This is a genomic window from Streptomyces sp. NPDC058457 (assembly GCF_042720695.1).
In the GTDB taxonomy this organism is placed as follows: domain Bacteria; phylum Actinomycetota; class Actinomycetes; order Streptomycetales; family Streptomycetaceae; genus Streptomyces.
Window position 1 is genome coordinate 40,800 of the sequence record NZ_JBHXLU010000048.1, and the last position, 16,491, is coordinate 57,290.

19 protein-coding genes are annotated in these 16,491 nt (G+C 70.3%); 14 read left to right on the forward strand and 5 right to left on the reverse strand.

From position 1 onward, the window contains the following. Positions 1–89 precede the first annotated feature (89 nt). From ACFWPS_RS31280 to catC, 11 genes are read left to right on the forward strand one after another with little or no spacing between them, the layout of a single operon-like run. Entirely contained in the window at positions 90–1,199 is a 1,110-nt protein-coding gene (locus tag ACFWPS_RS31280) for an acyl-CoA dehydrogenase family protein (RefSeq protein WP_383710949.1), read from the forward strand. A 47-nt stretch (positions 1,200–1,246) separates the two neighbouring features. Beyond that, positions 1,247–1,606 (forward strand): hypothetical protein, encoded by a 360-nt coding sequence (locus ACFWPS_RS31285; protein ID WP_383710951.1) that lies wholly within the window; start codon positions 1,247–1,249, stop codon positions 1,604–1,606. Beyond that, positions 1,603–2,856: a Rieske 2Fe-2S domain-containing protein gene (locus tag ACFWPS_RS31290; RefSeq protein WP_383710953.1), complete on the forward strand. Its 1,254-nt coding sequence runs from the start codon at positions 1,603–1,605 to the stop codon at positions 2,854–2,856. The genes ACFWPS_RS31285 and ACFWPS_RS31290 overlap by 4 nt, the downstream gene beginning before the upstream one ends. Further along, on the forward strand, positions 2,846–3,361 hold the full coding sequence (locus ACFWPS_RS31295) for an aromatic-ring-hydroxylating dioxygenase subunit beta (protein ID WP_383710955.1): 516 nt from the start codon (positions 2,846–2,848) through the stop codon (positions 3,359–3,361). The genes ACFWPS_RS31290 and ACFWPS_RS31295 overlap by 11 nt, the downstream gene beginning before the upstream one ends. Then, a complete protein-coding gene (locus ACFWPS_RS31300) occupies positions 3,358–4,119 on the forward strand; it encodes an SDR family NAD(P)-dependent oxidoreductase (protein ID WP_383710959.1) in 762 nt (253 codons plus the stop codon). Before ACFWPS_RS31295 ends, ACFWPS_RS31300 begins: the two co-directional genes overlap by 4 nt. A 43-nt stretch (positions 4,120–4,162) precedes the next feature. Next, a complete protein-coding gene (locus tag ACFWPS_RS31305) occupies positions 4,163–5,116 on the forward strand; it encodes a PDR/VanB family oxidoreductase (RefSeq protein ID WP_383710962.1) in 954 nt (317 codons plus the stop codon). A gap of 38 nt (positions 5,117–5,154) precedes the next feature. Then, positions 5,155–5,670 carry a flavin reductase gene (locus ACFWPS_RS31310; RefSeq protein ID WP_383710965.1) on the forward strand — a complete coding sequence of 172 codons (516 nt, stop codon included), beginning with the start codon at positions 5,155–5,157 and terminating at the stop codon, positions 5,668–5,670. Beyond that, the gene (locus ACFWPS_RS31315) at positions 5,667–6,836 is read left to right on the forward strand and encodes an amidase (protein ID WP_383710967.1); all 1,170 of its coding nucleotides are present in this window, start codon (positions 5,667–5,669) and stop codon (positions 6,834–6,836) included. Before ACFWPS_RS31310 ends, ACFWPS_RS31315 begins: the two co-directional genes overlap by 4 nt. Continuing rightward, the gene (locus tag ACFWPS_RS31320) at positions 6,833–7,936 is read left to right on the forward strand and encodes a mandelate racemase/muconate lactonizing enzyme family protein (protein ID WP_383710969.1); all 1,104 of its coding nucleotides are present in this window, start codon (positions 6,833–6,835) and stop codon (positions 7,934–7,936) included. The genes ACFWPS_RS31315 and ACFWPS_RS31320 overlap by 4 nt, the downstream gene beginning before the upstream one ends. 35 nt (positions 7,937–7,971) lie before the next feature. Further along, on the forward strand, positions 7,972–8,823 hold the full coding sequence (gene catA / locus ACFWPS_RS31325) for a catechol 1,2-dioxygenase (RefSeq protein WP_383710971.1): 852 nt from the start codon (positions 7,972–7,974) through the stop codon (positions 8,821–8,823). A gap of 15 nt (positions 8,824–8,838) precedes the next feature. Next, entirely contained in the window at positions 8,839–9,117 is a 279-nt protein-coding gene (catC, locus tag ACFWPS_RS31330; protein ID WP_383710974.1) for a muconolactone Delta-isomerase, read from the forward strand. Between the two features lie 221 nt (positions 9,118–9,338). Here catC and ACFWPS_RS31335 read toward each other — a convergent pair whose 3' ends face one another. Next, positions 9,339–9,572, reverse strand: a complete 234-nt coding sequence (locus ACFWPS_RS31335; protein ID WP_383710977.1) for an ROK family protein — start codon at positions 9,570–9,572, stop codon at positions 9,339–9,341. A 60-nt stretch (positions 9,573–9,632) separates the two neighbouring features. Further along, positions 9,633–10,325, reverse strand: coding sequence for a VOC family protein (locus ACFWPS_RS31340; protein ID WP_383710978.1), 693 nt, complete (start codon positions 10,323–10,325; stop codon positions 9,633–9,635). Between the two features lie 261 nt (positions 10,326–10,586). On the opposite strand from ACFWPS_RS31340, the gene ACFWPS_RS31345 reads away from it, so the two are divergent. Further along, complete coding sequence (locus ACFWPS_RS31345) at positions 10,587–11,822, forward strand: lactonase family protein (protein ID WP_383710981.1); 1,236 nt, start codon at positions 10,587–10,589, stop codon at positions 11,820–11,822. A 30-nt stretch (positions 11,823–11,852) separates the two neighbouring features. Here the strand turns inward: ACFWPS_RS31345 and ACFWPS_RS31350 are convergent, their stop codons facing one another. The 3 genes from ACFWPS_RS31350 to ACFWPS_RS31360 all read right to left on the reverse strand — a co-directional run bounded on the left by ACFWPS_RS31350 (position 11,853) and on the right by ACFWPS_RS31360 (position 13,943). Then, the gene (locus tag ACFWPS_RS31350) at positions 11,853–12,056 is read right to left on the reverse strand and encodes a hypothetical protein (protein WP_383710984.1); all 204 of its coding nucleotides are present in this window, start codon (positions 12,054–12,056) and stop codon (positions 11,853–11,855) included. A gap of 178 nt (positions 12,057–12,234) precedes the next feature. Then, a complete protein-coding gene (locus ACFWPS_RS31355; protein ID WP_383710987.1) occupies positions 12,235–12,993 on the reverse strand; it encodes an enoyl-CoA hydratase/isomerase family protein in 759 nt (252 codons plus the stop codon). A gap of 116 nt (positions 12,994–13,109) precedes the next feature. Further along, the gene (locus tag ACFWPS_RS31360; protein WP_383710990.1) at positions 13,110–13,943 is read right to left on the reverse strand and encodes a mycofactocin-coupled SDR family oxidoreductase; all 834 of its coding nucleotides are present in this window, start codon (positions 13,941–13,943) and stop codon (positions 13,110–13,112) included. Positions 13,944–14,576: 633 nt separating this feature from the next. Between ACFWPS_RS31360 and ACFWPS_RS31365 the strand changes: the two genes are divergently transcribed. Continuing rightward, positions 14,577–15,728 (forward strand): sensor histidine kinase, encoded by a 1,152-nt coding sequence (locus ACFWPS_RS31365; RefSeq protein WP_383710991.1) that lies wholly within the window; start codon positions 14,577–14,579, stop codon positions 15,726–15,728. Beyond that, positions 15,725–16,408, forward strand: coding sequence for a response regulator (locus tag ACFWPS_RS31370; RefSeq protein WP_383710994.1), 684 nt, complete (start codon positions 15,725–15,727; stop codon positions 16,406–16,408). Before ACFWPS_RS31365 ends, ACFWPS_RS31370 begins: the two co-directional genes overlap by 4 nt. The last annotated feature ends 83 nt before the right edge of the window (positions 16,409–16,491 follow it).

Below are 16,491 nucleotides of genomic sequence, written 5' to 3' on the forward strand. Positions count from 1 at the left end.
AATTCCCAATGGTGGACGGCAGGTTGCCAGGCATAGCGTGATGGTGTGGCGGGCGAGAGAACCGCCCGGCAATGCGAGGAGAATCCCTCATGACGCATTTCGATCAGCTATTGGCTCTGGTGGCCGAACGGCGGGCCGAGTTCGAGGAGAAGCGGCACGTCCCGCCGGATGCGATCGCTGAATTCAAGCGTGCGGGAATCTATCGGGCGGGCGTTCCGAAGCGTTTCGGCGGCGACGCGCTTCCGCCCGCCGAATTCCTCCGCCTGATCGAGCGGATATCGGTGGTCGACGCCTCGGCCGGCTGGGTCGCGAGCTTCGGATCCTCGGCGATCTACCTGGCCGCCCTGCCGCTCGACACGCAGGCCGAGCTGTATGCGGACGGACCCGACATCGCCTTCGCGGGCGGCCTGTTCCCGGTCCAGCCCGCCGAGCGCGTCGAGGGCGGCTACCGGGTCTCGGGCCGCTGGAAGTTCGCGAGCGGCTGCAAGGGCGCGGATGTCCTCGGTGTCGGCATCAAGGCGGGCGAGGACCGGGCCGGCCGGCCGCTCACCGCCGTACTGCGGCCCGAGCAGGTGGAGATCGCCGAGAACTGGGACGTCATCGGCCTGCGCGGCACCGGCAGCCACGACCTGGTGGTCGACGGGGCCGTCGTAGCCGAGGAGTGGACGTTCGTGCGCGGCGGCGAACCGACCGTCGACGAACCCCTCTACCGCTACCCGACCGTCCCCTACGCCGCCCAGGTCCTGGCCGTCGTCGGTCTCGGCGTGGCCCGCGCCGCCCTCGACCTCGTCATCGCCCAGGGCGCCCGCTCCGGCTACACCGGTGCCCCCAAGCCGGCCGAACGCGCCACCTACCGCATCGCGGTGGGGCAGGCTGAGGCCCAACTCCGGTCCGCTCGCGCCTTCTTCTACGAGGCAACCGAGGAGGCCTGGGCCACCGCCGTGACGGGCGACCCGGCGACGGACGTCCAGGCGAGCGCGCTGCGCCTGGCCTCCGCGCACCTCGCCAAGACCTCCTTCGAGGTCGTCCGGGCCGCCTACCAGCTCGGCGGCATCGGCGCCGTCACCGACGGCAGCCCCCTCCAGCGCTACCTGCGCGACGCATCGGTCGTACCGCAGCACGCCTTCCTTCAGGAGGGCATGTACGACGGCGCCGGCGCGGTCCTCATGGGCGTCCAGCCCTTCCCCGGTTATCTCTGACAGGCCTCCGACAGACCTCTGCAGGGCCTCTGAAAGGCAGGAAACCCATGTCCGACGCGCCACTGCGGGTGCTGTTCTGCATCGGCGTCAACCAGAACTTCTTCGACCTGCCCACCGGTCAGGGCAAGTCGGTCTGGGACGGCTTCATGAGCATGCTCACCCAGCTGCACGAACTGCCGGGCGTGACCGTCCTCGGCACCATGGACGACGACCAGCACATGGTCGGCCCGTCCGACTCCTGGCCGTGGACCTGTTACGTCCTCGCCGACGTCGTCGACCAGCCGGCCGTCGCCGCGGCCTGCAACCTCTTCCGCACCGTCCAGGTCGGCGAGCACGGCCTGTGGCGGTACATGAAGATCGAGGCCCGCCTCGGCCGTCCGCTGCCCCAGCCGGAGGTGACCCGATGACGAACTCACCGCTCGTCGAGTCCGACCGCGTCGCCGGCAGCCTCTACACCGACCCGGCCCTCTTCGAACGGGAGATGGACCGCATCTTCCACCGCACCTGGGTGTGGGTCGCCCACGAGAGCGAGATCGCCAAGGCCGGCGACTTCAAGATGGCCTGGGTCGGCCGCCGTCCCGTCATCGTCACCCGGGACCGCCGGGGTGGCGTCAACGTCCTGCTCAACCGCTGCCGGCACCGCGGCGCCAGCGTCTGCGAGACCCCGAAGGGCAACGGCAACGGCTTCACCTGCCCCTACCACGCCTGGTCGTACAGCCTGGACGGCAGCCTGCGCGGCATCCCGTACCCCGAGGGCTACGAGGACGTCGTGGAGAAGAAGGACCTGCCGCTGCAGCGCCTGAAGGTCGGTTCGTACGGGGGCATGGTCTTCGCCAGTTTCAACGAGGACATCGAGCCGCTGGAGGAGTTCCTCGGCGGGGCCCGGCTGTGGATCGACCGCTTCATGAAGCAGGGCGCGGGCTACCCGATCAAGGTGCAGGGCGAGCACCGGTTCCGGTTCAACGGGAACTGGAAGATCCAGCTGGAGAACACCACCGACTGGTACCACTTCCCGATCGTGCACCGCTCCTGGATGGCCTCCGTCGACGCGGAGACCGCGAGCATGCTGTCGATCATGACCGACGAGACCGCGGTCACCCACGCCATCGGCAACGGCCACAGCGTCTCCGTCTCCGTCGCCGAACACGCCGACCTGGACGTCGACGACGGCACCGAGAAGCTCCAGGACCGCTTCAGCCACATCGTCGAGGAACTCTCCAAGGACCTGCCCCCGGAGAAGGTGCGCCGCATCGTCCGCTCCCTGCACGGCGCCGGGTTCAACCTCAACCTGTTCCCGAACGTGGCGATGTCGATGTCCTTCTTCCGGGTCCTGCGCCCGATCTCGGTCGCGGAGACGGAGATCCGGCATGTGGCGCTCGGCCTGGACGGCGGCCCCGAGATCGTCAACCGCGAACGGCTGCGCATCCACGAACACTTCCAGGGCCCGTTCGGCTTCGGCAGCCCCGACGACGCCGAGGCCTGGAACCGCGTCCAGCGCGGCGTGGCCGGCGGGGTCGACATGCCGATCCTGGTCAACCGCGGCCTGGGCCGTGAGAAGCCCGACGACCTCGGCCAGCCCACCTCCCACGCGACCGACGAGACCGGGATGCGCGAGGCGTACGACATGTGGAACAGGATGATGACCGATGGCGACTGAAGCCGTCAGCACGGCAGTCGGAATCCCGCTGGACGACCCTGCCGCCCTCGCCGCCGTCTCCCTGATCTGGCGCGAGGCCCATCTCCTCGACAGCCGCCGCTACGAGGAGTGGGACGGACTGTGGGCCGAGGGCGGCGAGTACGTCGTCCCCATCGACCGCGAGGCGACCGACTTCGCCGACCGCCTCAACCTCGTCTACGACGACGACCGGATGCGCCGGATGCGCGTCGAGCGCCTCACCGGAGGCTTCTCCATCTCCGCAGCGGCGGCCGCCCGCACGGTCCGCACGGTGTCCAGGTTCGTCGTGACCGGCCGTGAGGAGGACGCGATCGAGGTGTCCGCTGCGCAGATTCTGGTCGGCTACAAGCGTGAGGAGACCTTCGTCCTCGCCGCCGACGTCACCCACCGGATCGTGTTCCCCGGGGACGGTCCGCGCATCGCCCGCAAGATCGTCCGGCTGGTCAACTCCGAGGACGCGGTCACGGCATCGGGGTTCCTGCTGTGAGCCCGCACGAGGAGGACGCGAGGCACGTCGCCCTGGTGACCGGCGCGGCCCGCGGCCTCGGCGCCTGCATCGCCGCACGCCTCTACGACCGCGGCTACTGCGTCGCCCTGACCGACCTGGACGAGGAGGCCGCCGTGAAGGCGGCGGCCGAACTCGACCCGGAGGGCCGTTACGCCGTCGGACTCGCGCTCGACGTCCGCGACAAGGACGCCTTCGCCGGGGCCCGCGACCAGCTCGTCGAACGCTGGGGCGCCGTGCACGTCCTGGTCAACAACGCCGGACGTGCCAAGGCCGAGGCGCTGATGGAGATCAGCCCGGAGAGCTTCGACGAGATCGTGTCCACCAACCTCAACGGCACCTTCCTCGGCTGCCAGGTCTTCGGCACCTACTTCGCCGAACGCGGCTACGGGCGCATCGTCAACATCGCCTCGCTCGCCGGCCAGAACGGCGGCACGGCGACCGGCGCGCACTACGCGGCGGCCAAGGGCGGAGTGACCACCCTCACCAAGGTGTTCGCCCGTGAACTCGGCCCGGCCGGAGTGACGGTCAACGCCATCTCGCCGGGCCCGCAGGACCTGCCGGTCGTCCGCGAAATGGTCCCGCCCGAGCAACTCGCGGCCATCGAAGAGTCCATTCCGGTACGGCGGTTGGGCCGTCCTCGGTTCATCGCCGACATGGCCGTCCTGCTCGCCTCCGAGCACGCGGACGCGGTCACCGGCGCCTGCTGGGACGCCAACGGCGGCCTGTACATGCGCTGACAACGCCGTCAGCTCCCCACCCGAACCACCCGAAGGCAGACGGATGTTCACAGTCACCGTCACCGACACCCACGACGAAACCGACACCATCAAGGTCCTCCGGCTCGTCCGCACCGACGGCGTCGCCCTAGCCCCCTATCCGGCCGGCGCGCACATCGACGTGACCGGACCCACCGGGATCACCCGCCCGTACTCCCTGTGCGGCCCGCCTGACGACTCCGGTGCCTACACCATCGCCGTCAAGCGGGAGGCGGACTCCCGCGGCGGCTCCCAGGCCCTGCACGACAAGGCCGAACCGGGCACGGAGCTGACCGTGGGCGCACCCAGGCAGCTGTTCGGCCTCGCGACCGACGGGGCCAGGCACCACTTGCTGGCGGCGGGCATCGGGATCACACCGCTGCTGGCGATGGCGTACGAACTGCACGACAGGGGAGCCGAGTTCACGCTGCACTACGTGGCGCGGAGCCGTGCGGAGGCGGCCTTCGCCGGGCTGCTGGAGGAGTCGACCTTCGCGAACCGGGTGGTCCGGCACTTCGGGCTCGGCCGGCAGGCCTCCGGCGACGCCCTGGCCGCCGCGCTCACGGGGCTGGGGGAGGACAGCCACGTCTACACCTGCGGACCGCACGACTTCATGGCGTACGTCCGCGAACTCGCCGCCCGTGACCTGCCGGAGGAGCGGATCCACTCGGAGCTGTTCCAGGCGGGCTCCCGGCAGGACACGGCCGGCGACACCGCCTTCGAGGTCGAGCTCGACACCGGCGAGGTCTACGCGGTGCCGCCCGGCAGGAGCATCGCCGAGGTACTGGAGGAGAACGGCGTCCCGCTGGACACGTCCTGCCGCGAGGGCATCTGCGGGACCTGCGTCCTCAGGGTGATCGAGGGCGAACCCGACCATCGCGACCACTGCCTGTCCGCCAAGGAGAAGGCGGCAGGCGACCAGATCGCCGCCTGCGTCTCACGGGCGAAGTCGTCGCGGCTGGTGGTGGAGCTGTGGTGAGCCAGTCCGAACCCAATCACGAGAGGAGCGGCACCGCCGTGACCACCGACCAGAGCGAGTTCCGCGAGGCGATGGCGCACCTCCCGGCCGCCGTGAACATCCTGACCACCGACGGCCCGAACGGCCGCTGCGGCATCACGCTCAGCGCCGTCTGCTCGGTCACCGACGCCCCGCCCACCGTCCTGGTCTGCGTCAACCGCTCCAGCGCCATGCACGACGTCTTCAAGGCGAACGGACGCGTGGGCCTCAACGTCCTCGGCGGGGAGCAGCAGGAACTCGCCCTGCACTTCGCCGGCGCCACCAAGGTGCCCATGGCCGAGCGCTTCACCTGGGACATCTGGGACCACACCCAGGACGTACCTGTCCTCAAGGACGCCCTGGTCACGGCGGTCGGCACGATCAAGCACACGGTCCCCACGGGCTCCCACAGCGTGCTCTTCGTCGAGATCGGGCAGATCCGCACCCGCTCCGGCGGCCAGAGCCTCGTCTACTTCAACCGCGCCTTCCACCGCCTCGACGCCGCCCCCTTCGTAACGGAAGGAGCCCGGTCGTGACCGCCGCCGTGGAAGATGCGCTACGGCGTCTGGAGCAGACCGAACCGGAGATCCGCGCCTGGGTGCGGGTGGACGCCGAGGGCGCCCGCGCGGCGGCGCCGAGCGCACCCGACGGGCCACTGCACGGCATGCCGTTCGGGGTGAAGGACATCATCGACGTCGCCGGGCTGCCCACCGAGTGCGGCTCGCCGCTGCGCCGGGGCCGGATCGCCGCTGCCGACGCCTGGCTGGTGGACCGGCTGCGCCGGGCGGGCGCGGTACCGCTGGGCAAGACGGTCACCACCGAGTTCGCCTACTTCCATCCCGGTCCGACCCGCAACCCGCACAACCTCGCCCACACACCCGGCGGTTCCTCCAGCGGCTCGGCCGCCGCTGTCGCCGCCGGCGTGGTCCCCCTCGCCCTGGGCTCACAGACCGCCGGGTCGCTGACCAGGCCCGCCTCCTTCTGCGGGGTCACCGGCTACGTCGCCCCCGTGGGCGCCTGGTCCACGCGCGGCCTCACCGGGCTCAGCCCGAGCCTGGACGCGCCGGGGCTGCTCACGCCCGGCGTCTCCGAACTCGCCAAGGTGATCGCGGCCATCGACGGCACCACGGCCGAAGACGTCGATTCCGTAAGGCTGTTGGTATGGCAGGGCGTCGAACTCACCGACGTCGAACCGGCGATGCTCGACGCCGTGCGCCACACCGGGCACGCGCTGCGCGCCGACGGCACGGAACTGCCCTTCAGCGCCGTGGAACTGACCGACGCGCATGCCGTCGTGATGGCCTACGAGGCTGCCCGCAGCCTCGCCGCCGAGGCCAGGCATCCGGAGTCGCTGAGCCGGCACCTGAACGAACTCCTCGAACGCGGGCGCAGGACCACCGACGACGAGTACCGCGCCGCGCTCGCCACGGCGCACGCCGCACGCACCGCCGCCCTGGACCTCCTCGCCCACGTCGACGCGATCCTCGGCCCTGCCGCCCCCGGCCCCGCCCCGAGGGGCCTGACAGCCACCGGCAACCCCGTCCTCAGCCGCCCCTGGCAGCTGCTCGGCCTGCCCGTGGTCACCGTCCCCGGCCACCGCGACCCGCAGGGCCTTCCCCTCGGCCTCCAACTGGTCGGCCACCCCGACCGGGTGGGGCGCCTGCTGGGCGTGGCCCGCGCCGTCGAGGAGGCCGTACGGTGAAGATCACCGCGATCGAGACCGTCCCGTACGCGATCCCGTACACCAAGCCACTGCGCTTCGCGAGCGGCGAGGTGCACACCGCCGAACACGTCCTCGTCCGGGTGCACACCGACGAGGGCCTGACCGGCGTGGCCGACGCCCCGCCCCGGCCCTTCACCTACGGCGAGACACAGGCGTCCGTGACCGGCGTGATCGAGAAGATCTTCGCCCCGCAGCTCACCGGCCTGGACGCCCTCGCCCGCGAACAGATCCACGCCCTGCTGCACCGCACGGTCGGCAACCCGGCGGCCAAGTCCGCGATCGACATGGCGCTCTGGGACCTCGCGGGCCAGGTCCTGCGCCTGAGCGTCTCGACCCTGCTCGGCGGCTGGAGCGACCGGATGCGGGTGGCGCACATGCTCGGCTTCGACGCCCCCGAGCGGATGGCGGCCGAGGCCGAGCGGATGCGGGACACGTACGGCATCACCGTCTTCAAGGTGAAGGTCGGCCGCCGCCCCGCCCGGCTGGACCTCGACGTGTGCCGGGCCCTGCGCGAAGTACTCGGCCTCGAGGCCGAGTTGTACGTGGACGGCAACCGTGGCTGGACCGCCTCCGAGTCGGCCGCCGCACTGCGCGAACTCGACGGACTCGGCATCACCCTCGCCGAGGAGCTGTGCCCCGCCGACGACGTGCTCGGCCGCCGGTGGCTGGTCCGACAGAGCCCCGTACCGTTCGTCGCCGACGAGTCCGCCACCACACCGGCCGAGGTGACCCGCTCGCTGCTCGACGGCGCCGCCACCGCGATCAGCATCAAGACCGCCCGCACCGGATTCACCGACTCGCAGCGGGTCCTCTTCCAGTGCGAGGGCATGGGCGCCGAGGTGGTGATGGGCAACCAGATCGACGGCCAGCTCGGCACGGTGTGCACGGTCGCCTTCGGCGCCGCCCACGCCTCCTCGTCCCGCCGTGCCGGCGAACTCTCCAACTTCCTGGACATGAGCGACGACCTGCTCACCGAACCGATCGCCATCACCGACGGCACGCTCGCCGTGCCCGACGGCCCCGGCCTGGGCGTGGCGATCGACCCGGAGAAGCTCGACCGCTACCGCCAGGACCGCTGAAACAACCCACCACCAGGCAATGGAGCCGCCCCACCATGTCCGAAACCACTCTCAAAGCCACCGCCGCCGCGTCCGGAGCCACGGCCACCGAACGCTTCCTGACCGACAAGACCGGCGCACCCGCCAAGGACGTCGACACCGCGCGCGTCGACACCCTGTCCACCGCGGTCATCACCGCCGTGCACGACGTCATCCGCCGCCACCAGGTGACGTACGACGAGTACAACGCCCTCAAGTCGTGGCTGATCTCCGTCGGACAGGACGGCGAGTGGCCGCTCTTCCTCGACGTGTGGATCGAGCACGTCGTCGAGGAGGTCGCCACCGCGTCCCGCGAGGGCAGCAAGGGCACCATCGAGGGGCCGTACTACGTGCCCAGCGCCCCCGCTCTGCCCAGCGCTGCCACCCTGCCGATGCGCGACGGCGAGGCCGGTACCCCGCTCCTCTTCCAGGGGCAGGTCACCGGCGCAACGGGCGAGGCGCTCCCCGGTGCCGTACTGGAGATGTGGCAGGCCGACGACGCCGGGCTGTACGCACAGTTCGCTCCCGGCATCCCGGAGTGGAACCTCCGTGGCCGCATCGTCACCGACGACGACGGCCGGTTCGCGGTGACCACGATCCAGCCCGCCCCCTACCAGATCCCCACCGACGGATCCTGCGGCCGCCTCATCGCCGCGGCCGGCTGGCACGCCTGGCGCCCGGCTCATCTGCACCTGAAGGTGTCGGCGCCCGGCCACCAGACGCTCACCACACAGCTCTACTTCAAGGACGGCGCGTACATCGACGCCGACGTGGCCGCCGCGGTGAAGCCCGAACTCGTCCTCGCCCCGCGACCTGACGGCACCGGCGGCAACGAGGTCACCTACGACTTCACCCTCGCCGTCCTCTGACCACCGGGAGTCACCATGCTTTTCGCCGTCCGGATGACCGTGAACCTGCCACCCGACATGGACACCGAAGTCCGGGCGGCGACCCTCGCTGCCGAGCGGGAGTACGCGCAGAAGCTCCAGCGCTCCGGCGAATGGCTGCACCTGTGGCGCTGCGCTGGTCAGTACGCGAACCTCAGCGTCTTCGACGTCACGGACAACGACCGCCTCAACGAGGTCCTGTGGGGACTGCCGCTCTTTCCCTACCTGGACATCACGGTCACAGCGCTGGCCCGGCACCCGTCCGACGTCAGATAGGCCTGGCCGCCCGGCGCGCCGAGGACCGGTTCTCCGCGCACCAGGAACGCCGACGAACCGTGTCGGGCAGCGGCCCGGAGTTCGGCCTCGATCACGACGTGTCCGGGTTGAGGAGGGTGACGGTGCCTGAGAGGGGACGGGCCGCCAAGCGGCCGAAGTCGCGGAAGAAGCGTATGGCGAGTGGGCCCCGTGGGTGACGAGTACGTCCACCTCGGCGGGGGTCAGCCGTCTCCCGTAGAGCTGCCCCAGTGCTGCGTGCAGGTCCGGTCGGGCGCCTGTGCGGCGAGGCATCCCCGATTGCCGCACGGGCAGCAGGGGCCGTCGTCCATGACCTGGACATGAGCGAGTTCGCCGGCAGTAGCGGACGCGCCGGTGAACAACTCGCCGTTGAGGACGACACCGGCACCGATGCCGTCCCACGCATGGACCCACACCACCGTGCTGCCCCATGTCATGGCGGGCAGAGACGGTCTTGACCCGAGTGAGGCTCGTCCAGGGCGCGTTCGAAGGAAGTCTCAGCCGTCCCGGCCCTGCCATGTGGTCACGCAGGCTTCGTTCCCCTCCAGGTCGGCAAGTACCCAGAAAGCGGGGGCGCGGGTCGCGGACACAAGTCGGCCCCCAGCCGCCAGCGCGGTCTCGATCCGCCGGGATGCCTCGTCATGCGGAACGCAGATGTCGAAGTGGATGCGATTGCGCTGTGGCCGCGCCCGGTCCATCTGCTGGAACCAGACGGCCGGGCCCTGCCCGACCGGGTCGATGAGCGGATCCTCCGGTCCCTCGGCACCCACCTCATCCGTATAGCCCAGCACTGCCTTCCAGAACGGCCGAATCCCCGCGATATTCAGTGCATCAATCGCGATCTCCACAAGCTGGACGGACCGCGGCGCCCCCGTTCCGATTTCTGGCTCTGCCAGAAGCCCGGACCTGTCAGCGGTGGCGGAGATCCGACGCGCGAGTTCGACGTCCCGGGTGGTAACCGCTGCGCGGTCCGACGACTGCAGAGTGAAGACGACCCGATCGGGGCGGACATCGACCCGAAGGTGCCGGTCGGCGTCGTTGCCGCACACCACGACAGCGTCCGCCGCCAAGCCCATCGCCTGAGCCAACGACCTGACCCGGACCGACGTTCGTAAAGTGCCCAGCAAGAGGCGCCACCCGTAGTTCTGGACCGCCTCCGATGCTTCCTGCCGACTCAGTATCTGCTCCATGGCCGCATCCTCGCAGCCCGCACTGCCGGACCCGCCCGCCGGTACTTCCGAAACAGGCCCAGGCGGGCCAGAACCTTGACGTGGTGAGCGAGTTCGCCAGACTGATCAGCCCCGGTCGTGACGGCACTCGCCGTCAACGGCGGGCTGACCGCTCTCGACACTTGAGCGCTCGAACGACTCGGCCTGGCCGCCCGCCGTCGCACACCCGGCCGGCCCAGAGCCACGGTCTCTCCGACAAGCGAGGAAAGGACCACCTTCTCGATGAACGACTCCCCGCGCTTATCTCACCGGCTCCGGCCGTACGCGCCGTACGCGCCGTCCCGCAGAACCGTGCTCGGCGTCCTGGCGGTCTCGGCGACCACGGCGGCCGTCCCGCTGCTCGCCGCCGCCCCGACCGAGGCGGCGCCGACCGGGACCACGGACCTCGTCTACATCGGCACCTGGGGACAGCGCCAGGTGTACGCGGTGCGCTTCGACCCCGTCCACGGGACCATGACACCCATCGGGTCCGTCGCGCAGGTCAGCTCGAACTGGGTGACCGTGCACCCGACCCGCCCGGTCCTGTACGTGGCCGGCAGCGAACAGGGCGGATTCATCCGGGTCTTCGAGATCGACGACGCCTCGGGTGGCCTGCGCCAGATCGGCGAGGTCGAGACGGAGAGCGTGCCGACCGGCAGCGGCGGGCTGTCGTACATCGGCGTGGACCGCCGCTCGCGGACCCTGCTGGTCGCTGACTTCGCGGCGGGTACGGCGGCCACCGTGCCGATCGGCGCGGACGGCGGGCTCGGCACGGTCGCGTCCCGGGTGCAGGACACAGGCTCCGGACCCAGCCCACGGCAGTTGGGCCCGCATCCGCACCACATGGTCATCGACCCGAGCCGACGGTTCGCCCTGGTCGCCGACTTCGGCGCCGACCGCGTTTTCGTCTACCGCTACGACCAGGCCACCCGCGCCCTGTCCGACGCCACGCCTGACGGCCCCGGCACCTATGCGACGGCGCCGGGATCGGGACCCCGCCGCCTCGCCTTCCACCCCGATGGCCGTACCGTCTATGTGCTCAACGAACTGACCGCCGACCTCCAGGCCCTGCGCTGGGACGCCCGACATGGCACGCTGGCCCAGCTCCAGAGCCTGACAACCAACGCGCCCGGCCACACGGGCACGACCAGCGCCGCCGAACTGGTCATCAGCCGTGACGGTCGGTTCCTCTACACCTCCAACCGGGGCGAGAACACCCTGGTCGTCTTCGCCGCGGACCGCGGGACGGGCCTGCTCGCCGAGGTCCAGCGCATCTCCTGCGCCGGTGTCACCCCCTGGAGCCTCGCTCTCCACCCCGGCGGAAGGTGGCTGTTCGTCGCGAACGAGGCGAGCGGCACGGTCGACCTGTTCCTGGTGGACCGGGGATCCGGGCAGCTGACGGACACCGGCACGGCCGTGGCTGTGCCGTATCCCGACTCGATCGGCTTCCGTACCCCGGCGCGAACGGCCGGTCCCTGACAGCCGCAATGGCGCAGGAGTCGGACCTGGTCACAGGAGCGGGCGCAGGGTCTTCGGCGCCGCGCAGGTGATCCGGTCGTAGCCGCTCATGTCCGCCATGCAGGTGCGGACGACCTCACCGATCCGCGCGATCACGGACGGGGCGTCGGTGAGGCCGTCCGGCGCGAAGCCGTAGCGGGGCGTCGGGCAGCGGGCGTGTGGTTCGGGCAGGGGTAGCCGGGCAAGAACCGTCACCCTGTCGTTGAGCGCCTGGAGCGGCGTCTCCGGCGCGGCGGGACGGACTCGGACGCCGACCCGCCCGGTCCCGACGGCGAACGCCGCCGTGTTGTGTCCGACAACGACCTCGGGTGCGGGCTCTTCCTCGATGTCCGCTGGTAGGCCGGGCTCTTGCCTGCGGCTGCCCAGCTGATCGTCAGTTCTGGTAAGGCTTGTCGGCCATGGACAGGCCCTCCAATGCCAGGCCCAGGGTCGTGCCCTCTTCCAGCCGCTTCGCCAACCGCTGCCGCAAGGCCAGCGGTGTCAGCCGTAGCAGCAGCGATGGCCTGGCAGCGAGTGCCTCGGCGAGCTCGACGGCTCGGGGGAGCACTTTGGACGATGGAACCACCTCGTTGACCATACCGAGCCGCAGCGCCTCATCGGCCTGGATCACCTGCTGGGTCAAGGCCGCGTAGCGGGCCCGGTTCATGCCCAGGATCTCTTCCCACACGACATGGATCCCGTCACCCGGCACGACCTCGCCACTCAGGTGCGGAAGATCCTGGAAGTGCGTGGTCTGCGCGGCGATGGTGATGTCGCCCAGCAGGACCCACTCCGAGTGGATGGTGGCAGGACCGTTGATGGCTGCGACGATGGGCATGGGAAGGTCGACCAAGGCCCGTAGTACCTGGCGTCCCTCCCAGAAGATCTCGTCCCAGTTGAGGGGTTTGAACGCCTGACGATCTTCGGTCAGGTCCATCTCGGTCATGAAGTGATCGCCGGTGCCGGTCAGGACGAGGACCTTGTTTGCTCGATCGTCGGCGATCTGCCTGAGGACACGGGGGAAATCGCGATGCAGGCGGGAGCTGAGCAGTGCCGGTCCGCCGGCGCTGTGCAGCCGTAGGGTGAGGACTCCGCTCCGCGTGCGCTCGAAGGCGAAGTCGGGGAAGGCTTCGAAGTATTGAGGGGTCTCCATGCCGAGAATTCCTTGGGGAGGCTAGGGGCCCGCCGGGCTGCCAGAGCGCGTGGCGCGGGCCAGTGGGTGGTGTGCGGTTCTGCCGAAGGCGTGATGGACAGAGCGGGCCGGTGGCCTCAGCGGATGGCGAAGCCGGCGTCGAGGGGCCACTGGACGCCCGTGATGAATCGCGCCTGTTCTGAGACGAGGTAGGCCACGGCGTTCGCCACGTCCTCGGGTTGCAGGATGTCGATGGGCAGGGCGTTCTGCATGCCGGAGACGAGATTGTTCTCGCCGGCGGCGGCCTGGGCCATGAGGGCGTCCATCGCCGGGTTCTGGCTCATGCCGCTCAACACTCCCGTCGGATGGATGGTGTTGACGCGGATCCACTCGGGGGCGAGAGCGCCCGCCAGGTTCTGCATCAGTCCGACGAGGCCGCGCTTGGCGGCGGTGTAGGCCATCCCGCTGGTGTTGAGCGAGGGTGTGCCCTTGAGTCCGGCCGACGAGCTCGTGATCACGATCGAGCCACCGCGCCCGCCGGCGCGCATCGCCGGAAGGGCGGCCCGGACAGTGTGGAAGACGCCGGTGAGGTTGACGTCGATCACGTCGTTCCAGTCCGCGAGGAAGTCGTCGGATTCGTCACCCAGTCTGATGATGCCGGCGTTGGCGATGATGATGTCCACGCGCCCGAACTCGGCGAACCCTTCTTCAAACGCTGTCTGCAGGGCGGGGAAGTCGCGTACGTCGCAGGTCCGCGCGACGATGTGTCGTTTCTCCTTCTGGACCAGCCGGACCGTCTCGGTGAGATCGCCCGGTGTGGCGTTCGGGTACGTCATCGTCGGGATGTCCGCGCAGATGTCCACGCCGATGATGTCGCACCCTTCCTGAGCCAGCCGCACAGCGTGGGCCCGCCCCTGTCCCCGGGCGATTCCGGTGATGAAGGCGACCTTTCCTGCCAGGCTCTCGGGCATCGCTTCTCCTTCCAACGATCGGCCGACGTCTCGGGCATCTGGGCGATCTCGCTGTCCGGCGGCGTGGCTTTCCCGCCATGCCCTGCCTTCTGCTTGGACGGCGGGTGCGCTCCGGTCCAGCTGTCCGCGTTTCCGCGGGTATCGAAATGGTGGGACAGGCGTCGACCGGACCCCCGCTCGTGCCAGCAGTGTGATCGGCGACGACAGGCCTGAGCCGAGAGATGCCCGCTCAGTGGAACGTGAACTTGGGAACACCACGGTCGCCCAGGTGCTACGGACGTCAGGAGCGCACCGCGAAAAATGGGGCCGTGCCAAGCCGGCCCCGGAGCCGAACCCATGACCGGGCGGCCGACCGTGTTCGCCCATCGCATCCTGTCACCGCGTCGGCCGGCGCGCCGCGACCGCGCCACCCCGTCCGCGTGCTCGGTTACAGGCTGTGGCATGCCCGGCGCCCGTCCGGTGCTGTCCCTGCGGGCGGCGCCACCGGCTCCGGGTACCGCGATCGCAGTACATCGACTGCTGCAGGTGCGGGACGTGAGCCTGCCGCCCTCCCTCTACCCTTCAAAGGTGAATGCAGGTATTCCGAACGTACGCGCGATGCGGCGCCCTGCCGTGACATCGTGGATGCCTGCGGTGATCACTGCCGTACTTGGACTGCTCACCCTTCTGGTGATCGACCGGGGCGATCTCCGCGGACTCGACGCCGGACATGTACTCCTCATCGTCGCCGGCAGTTGCGCGCTGCTCTTGCGGCGCCGCGCTCCCGTTCCGACCCTCGCCGTGGTGTTGGTGCTGTCGGTCGTGAACCAGGCCGCGGGCAGCCTTCTCGACGTCATGCTCCCGGCCATCGAGGTGGCCGTCTACACGGTCGCCCTGCGGACTGGCCGGCGTGGTGCGTGGGCGACCGCCGCCCTGGCGGCGGCCTGGGTTGCGGTGACCCTGCTCGCGTTCCAGTCCGAGCTGCCCGTCAACGCGCAGCGGCTCGGTGCGGCCGCGTGGATCGTCGCCGCGGCGGCGGTCGGTGACGCCGTGCGCAGCAGGCGTGCCGTCGTGGCGGCCCTGCGCGAGCGGGCGGAGCGGGCCGAGCGGACACGGGCCGAGGAAGCCGCGCGGCAGGTCGCCGAGGAACGGGTCCGGATCTCCCGCGACCTCCACGACATCGTCGCCCACCAGCTGACGCTGATCCATGCGCAGGCGGGTGTCGGCGTGCATCTGGAAAACGCCGGCGTGCCGCGTCCGGACGGCCTGCTGGAGCAGATCCGCGACGGTGCCAAGGTCGCCCTGCAGGAACTGCGCACCACGGTCGGCGCGCTCGGTCAGGGCACCGAGGCGGCGCTCGCCCACCAGCCCATGCCGGGCCTTTCCCTGTTGGACGACCTCACCAGGTCGTTCGAGCTCGCCGGGCTCCAGGTGGACGTGCGGCAGCGTGGTGAACCGGGCAGACCGTCCGCGACCGTGGAGGTCACGGCCTTCCGCATTCTCCAGGAGGCCCTGACGAATGTGCAGAAGCATGCCCACGTCGACACGGCTGAGGTCGAGCTGTGCTGGGGGGCCGAAGCCTTGGTGCTGAACGTGCGGAACGGCCCCTCCCCGCGGTCGACCCACGTCGCGGGGGAGGGGACACGCCGGGGACTGCTGTCCATGAAGGAACGCGCGGCGGCCGTACGGGGAACGTGCGAGGCCGGCCCCGTCCACGGCGGCGGCTACCTGGTGACGGCTGTCCTGCCGTTCCATGAGACCGGACGTGTGCAGCCCCTGGCCGCTGCCGAGACGGTGGCGCGGTGACGATCCGGGTGGTCCTGGCCGACGACCAGACCCTGTTGCGCGGCACCCTCCGGCTGCTGCTGGACTACAGCCCGGGGTACGAGGTCGTCGGAGAAGCCTCGGACGGCGACGAGGCCCTGGCGCTGGTACGCGCCCACGTACCCGACGTGGTGCTCATGGACATCCGGATGCCTCGGACCGACGGACTCCAGGCGACGCGCTCGATTCGCGAGGACTCCTCGCTCGCCGGCGTGAAGATCCTCGTGCTGACCACGTTCGAGACCGAGCAGTACGTCGCCGAGGCGATGCTGGGTGGTGCCAACGGCTTCATCGGCAAGGGCACCGACCCGCCCGAGCTGCTTGCCGCCATCGAGACGGTGACCAGGGGGGACATGGTGCTCTCGGCCACGGCGTCGGTCGCCCTGGTGAAGCGGTTCCGGGAACAGCAGCACACACCGCTTCCGGCCGTCCCCGGCCGACTCGCCGAACTCACGCCACGCGAACGGGAGATGGTCGCCCTCGCGGCCAAGGGCCTGTCCAACGAGGACATGGCCCAGAGCCTCCGGCTGAGCCGGTACACCGTGAAGACGCACATCAACCGGGCCATGACCAAACTGGGAGTCAGTGAGCGTGCGCAACTCGTGGTCATCGCCTACGAGTGCGGTCTGGTGAAGCCGGGCGGCCATCCGCCCACGCAGTAGGCACCGGCCGCGGTACCGCGCGGGCGGTAGCCAGGGTCCATGCGTGAGAGCGACGCCGAAGCCGGGGCACGGCCACCAGGGTG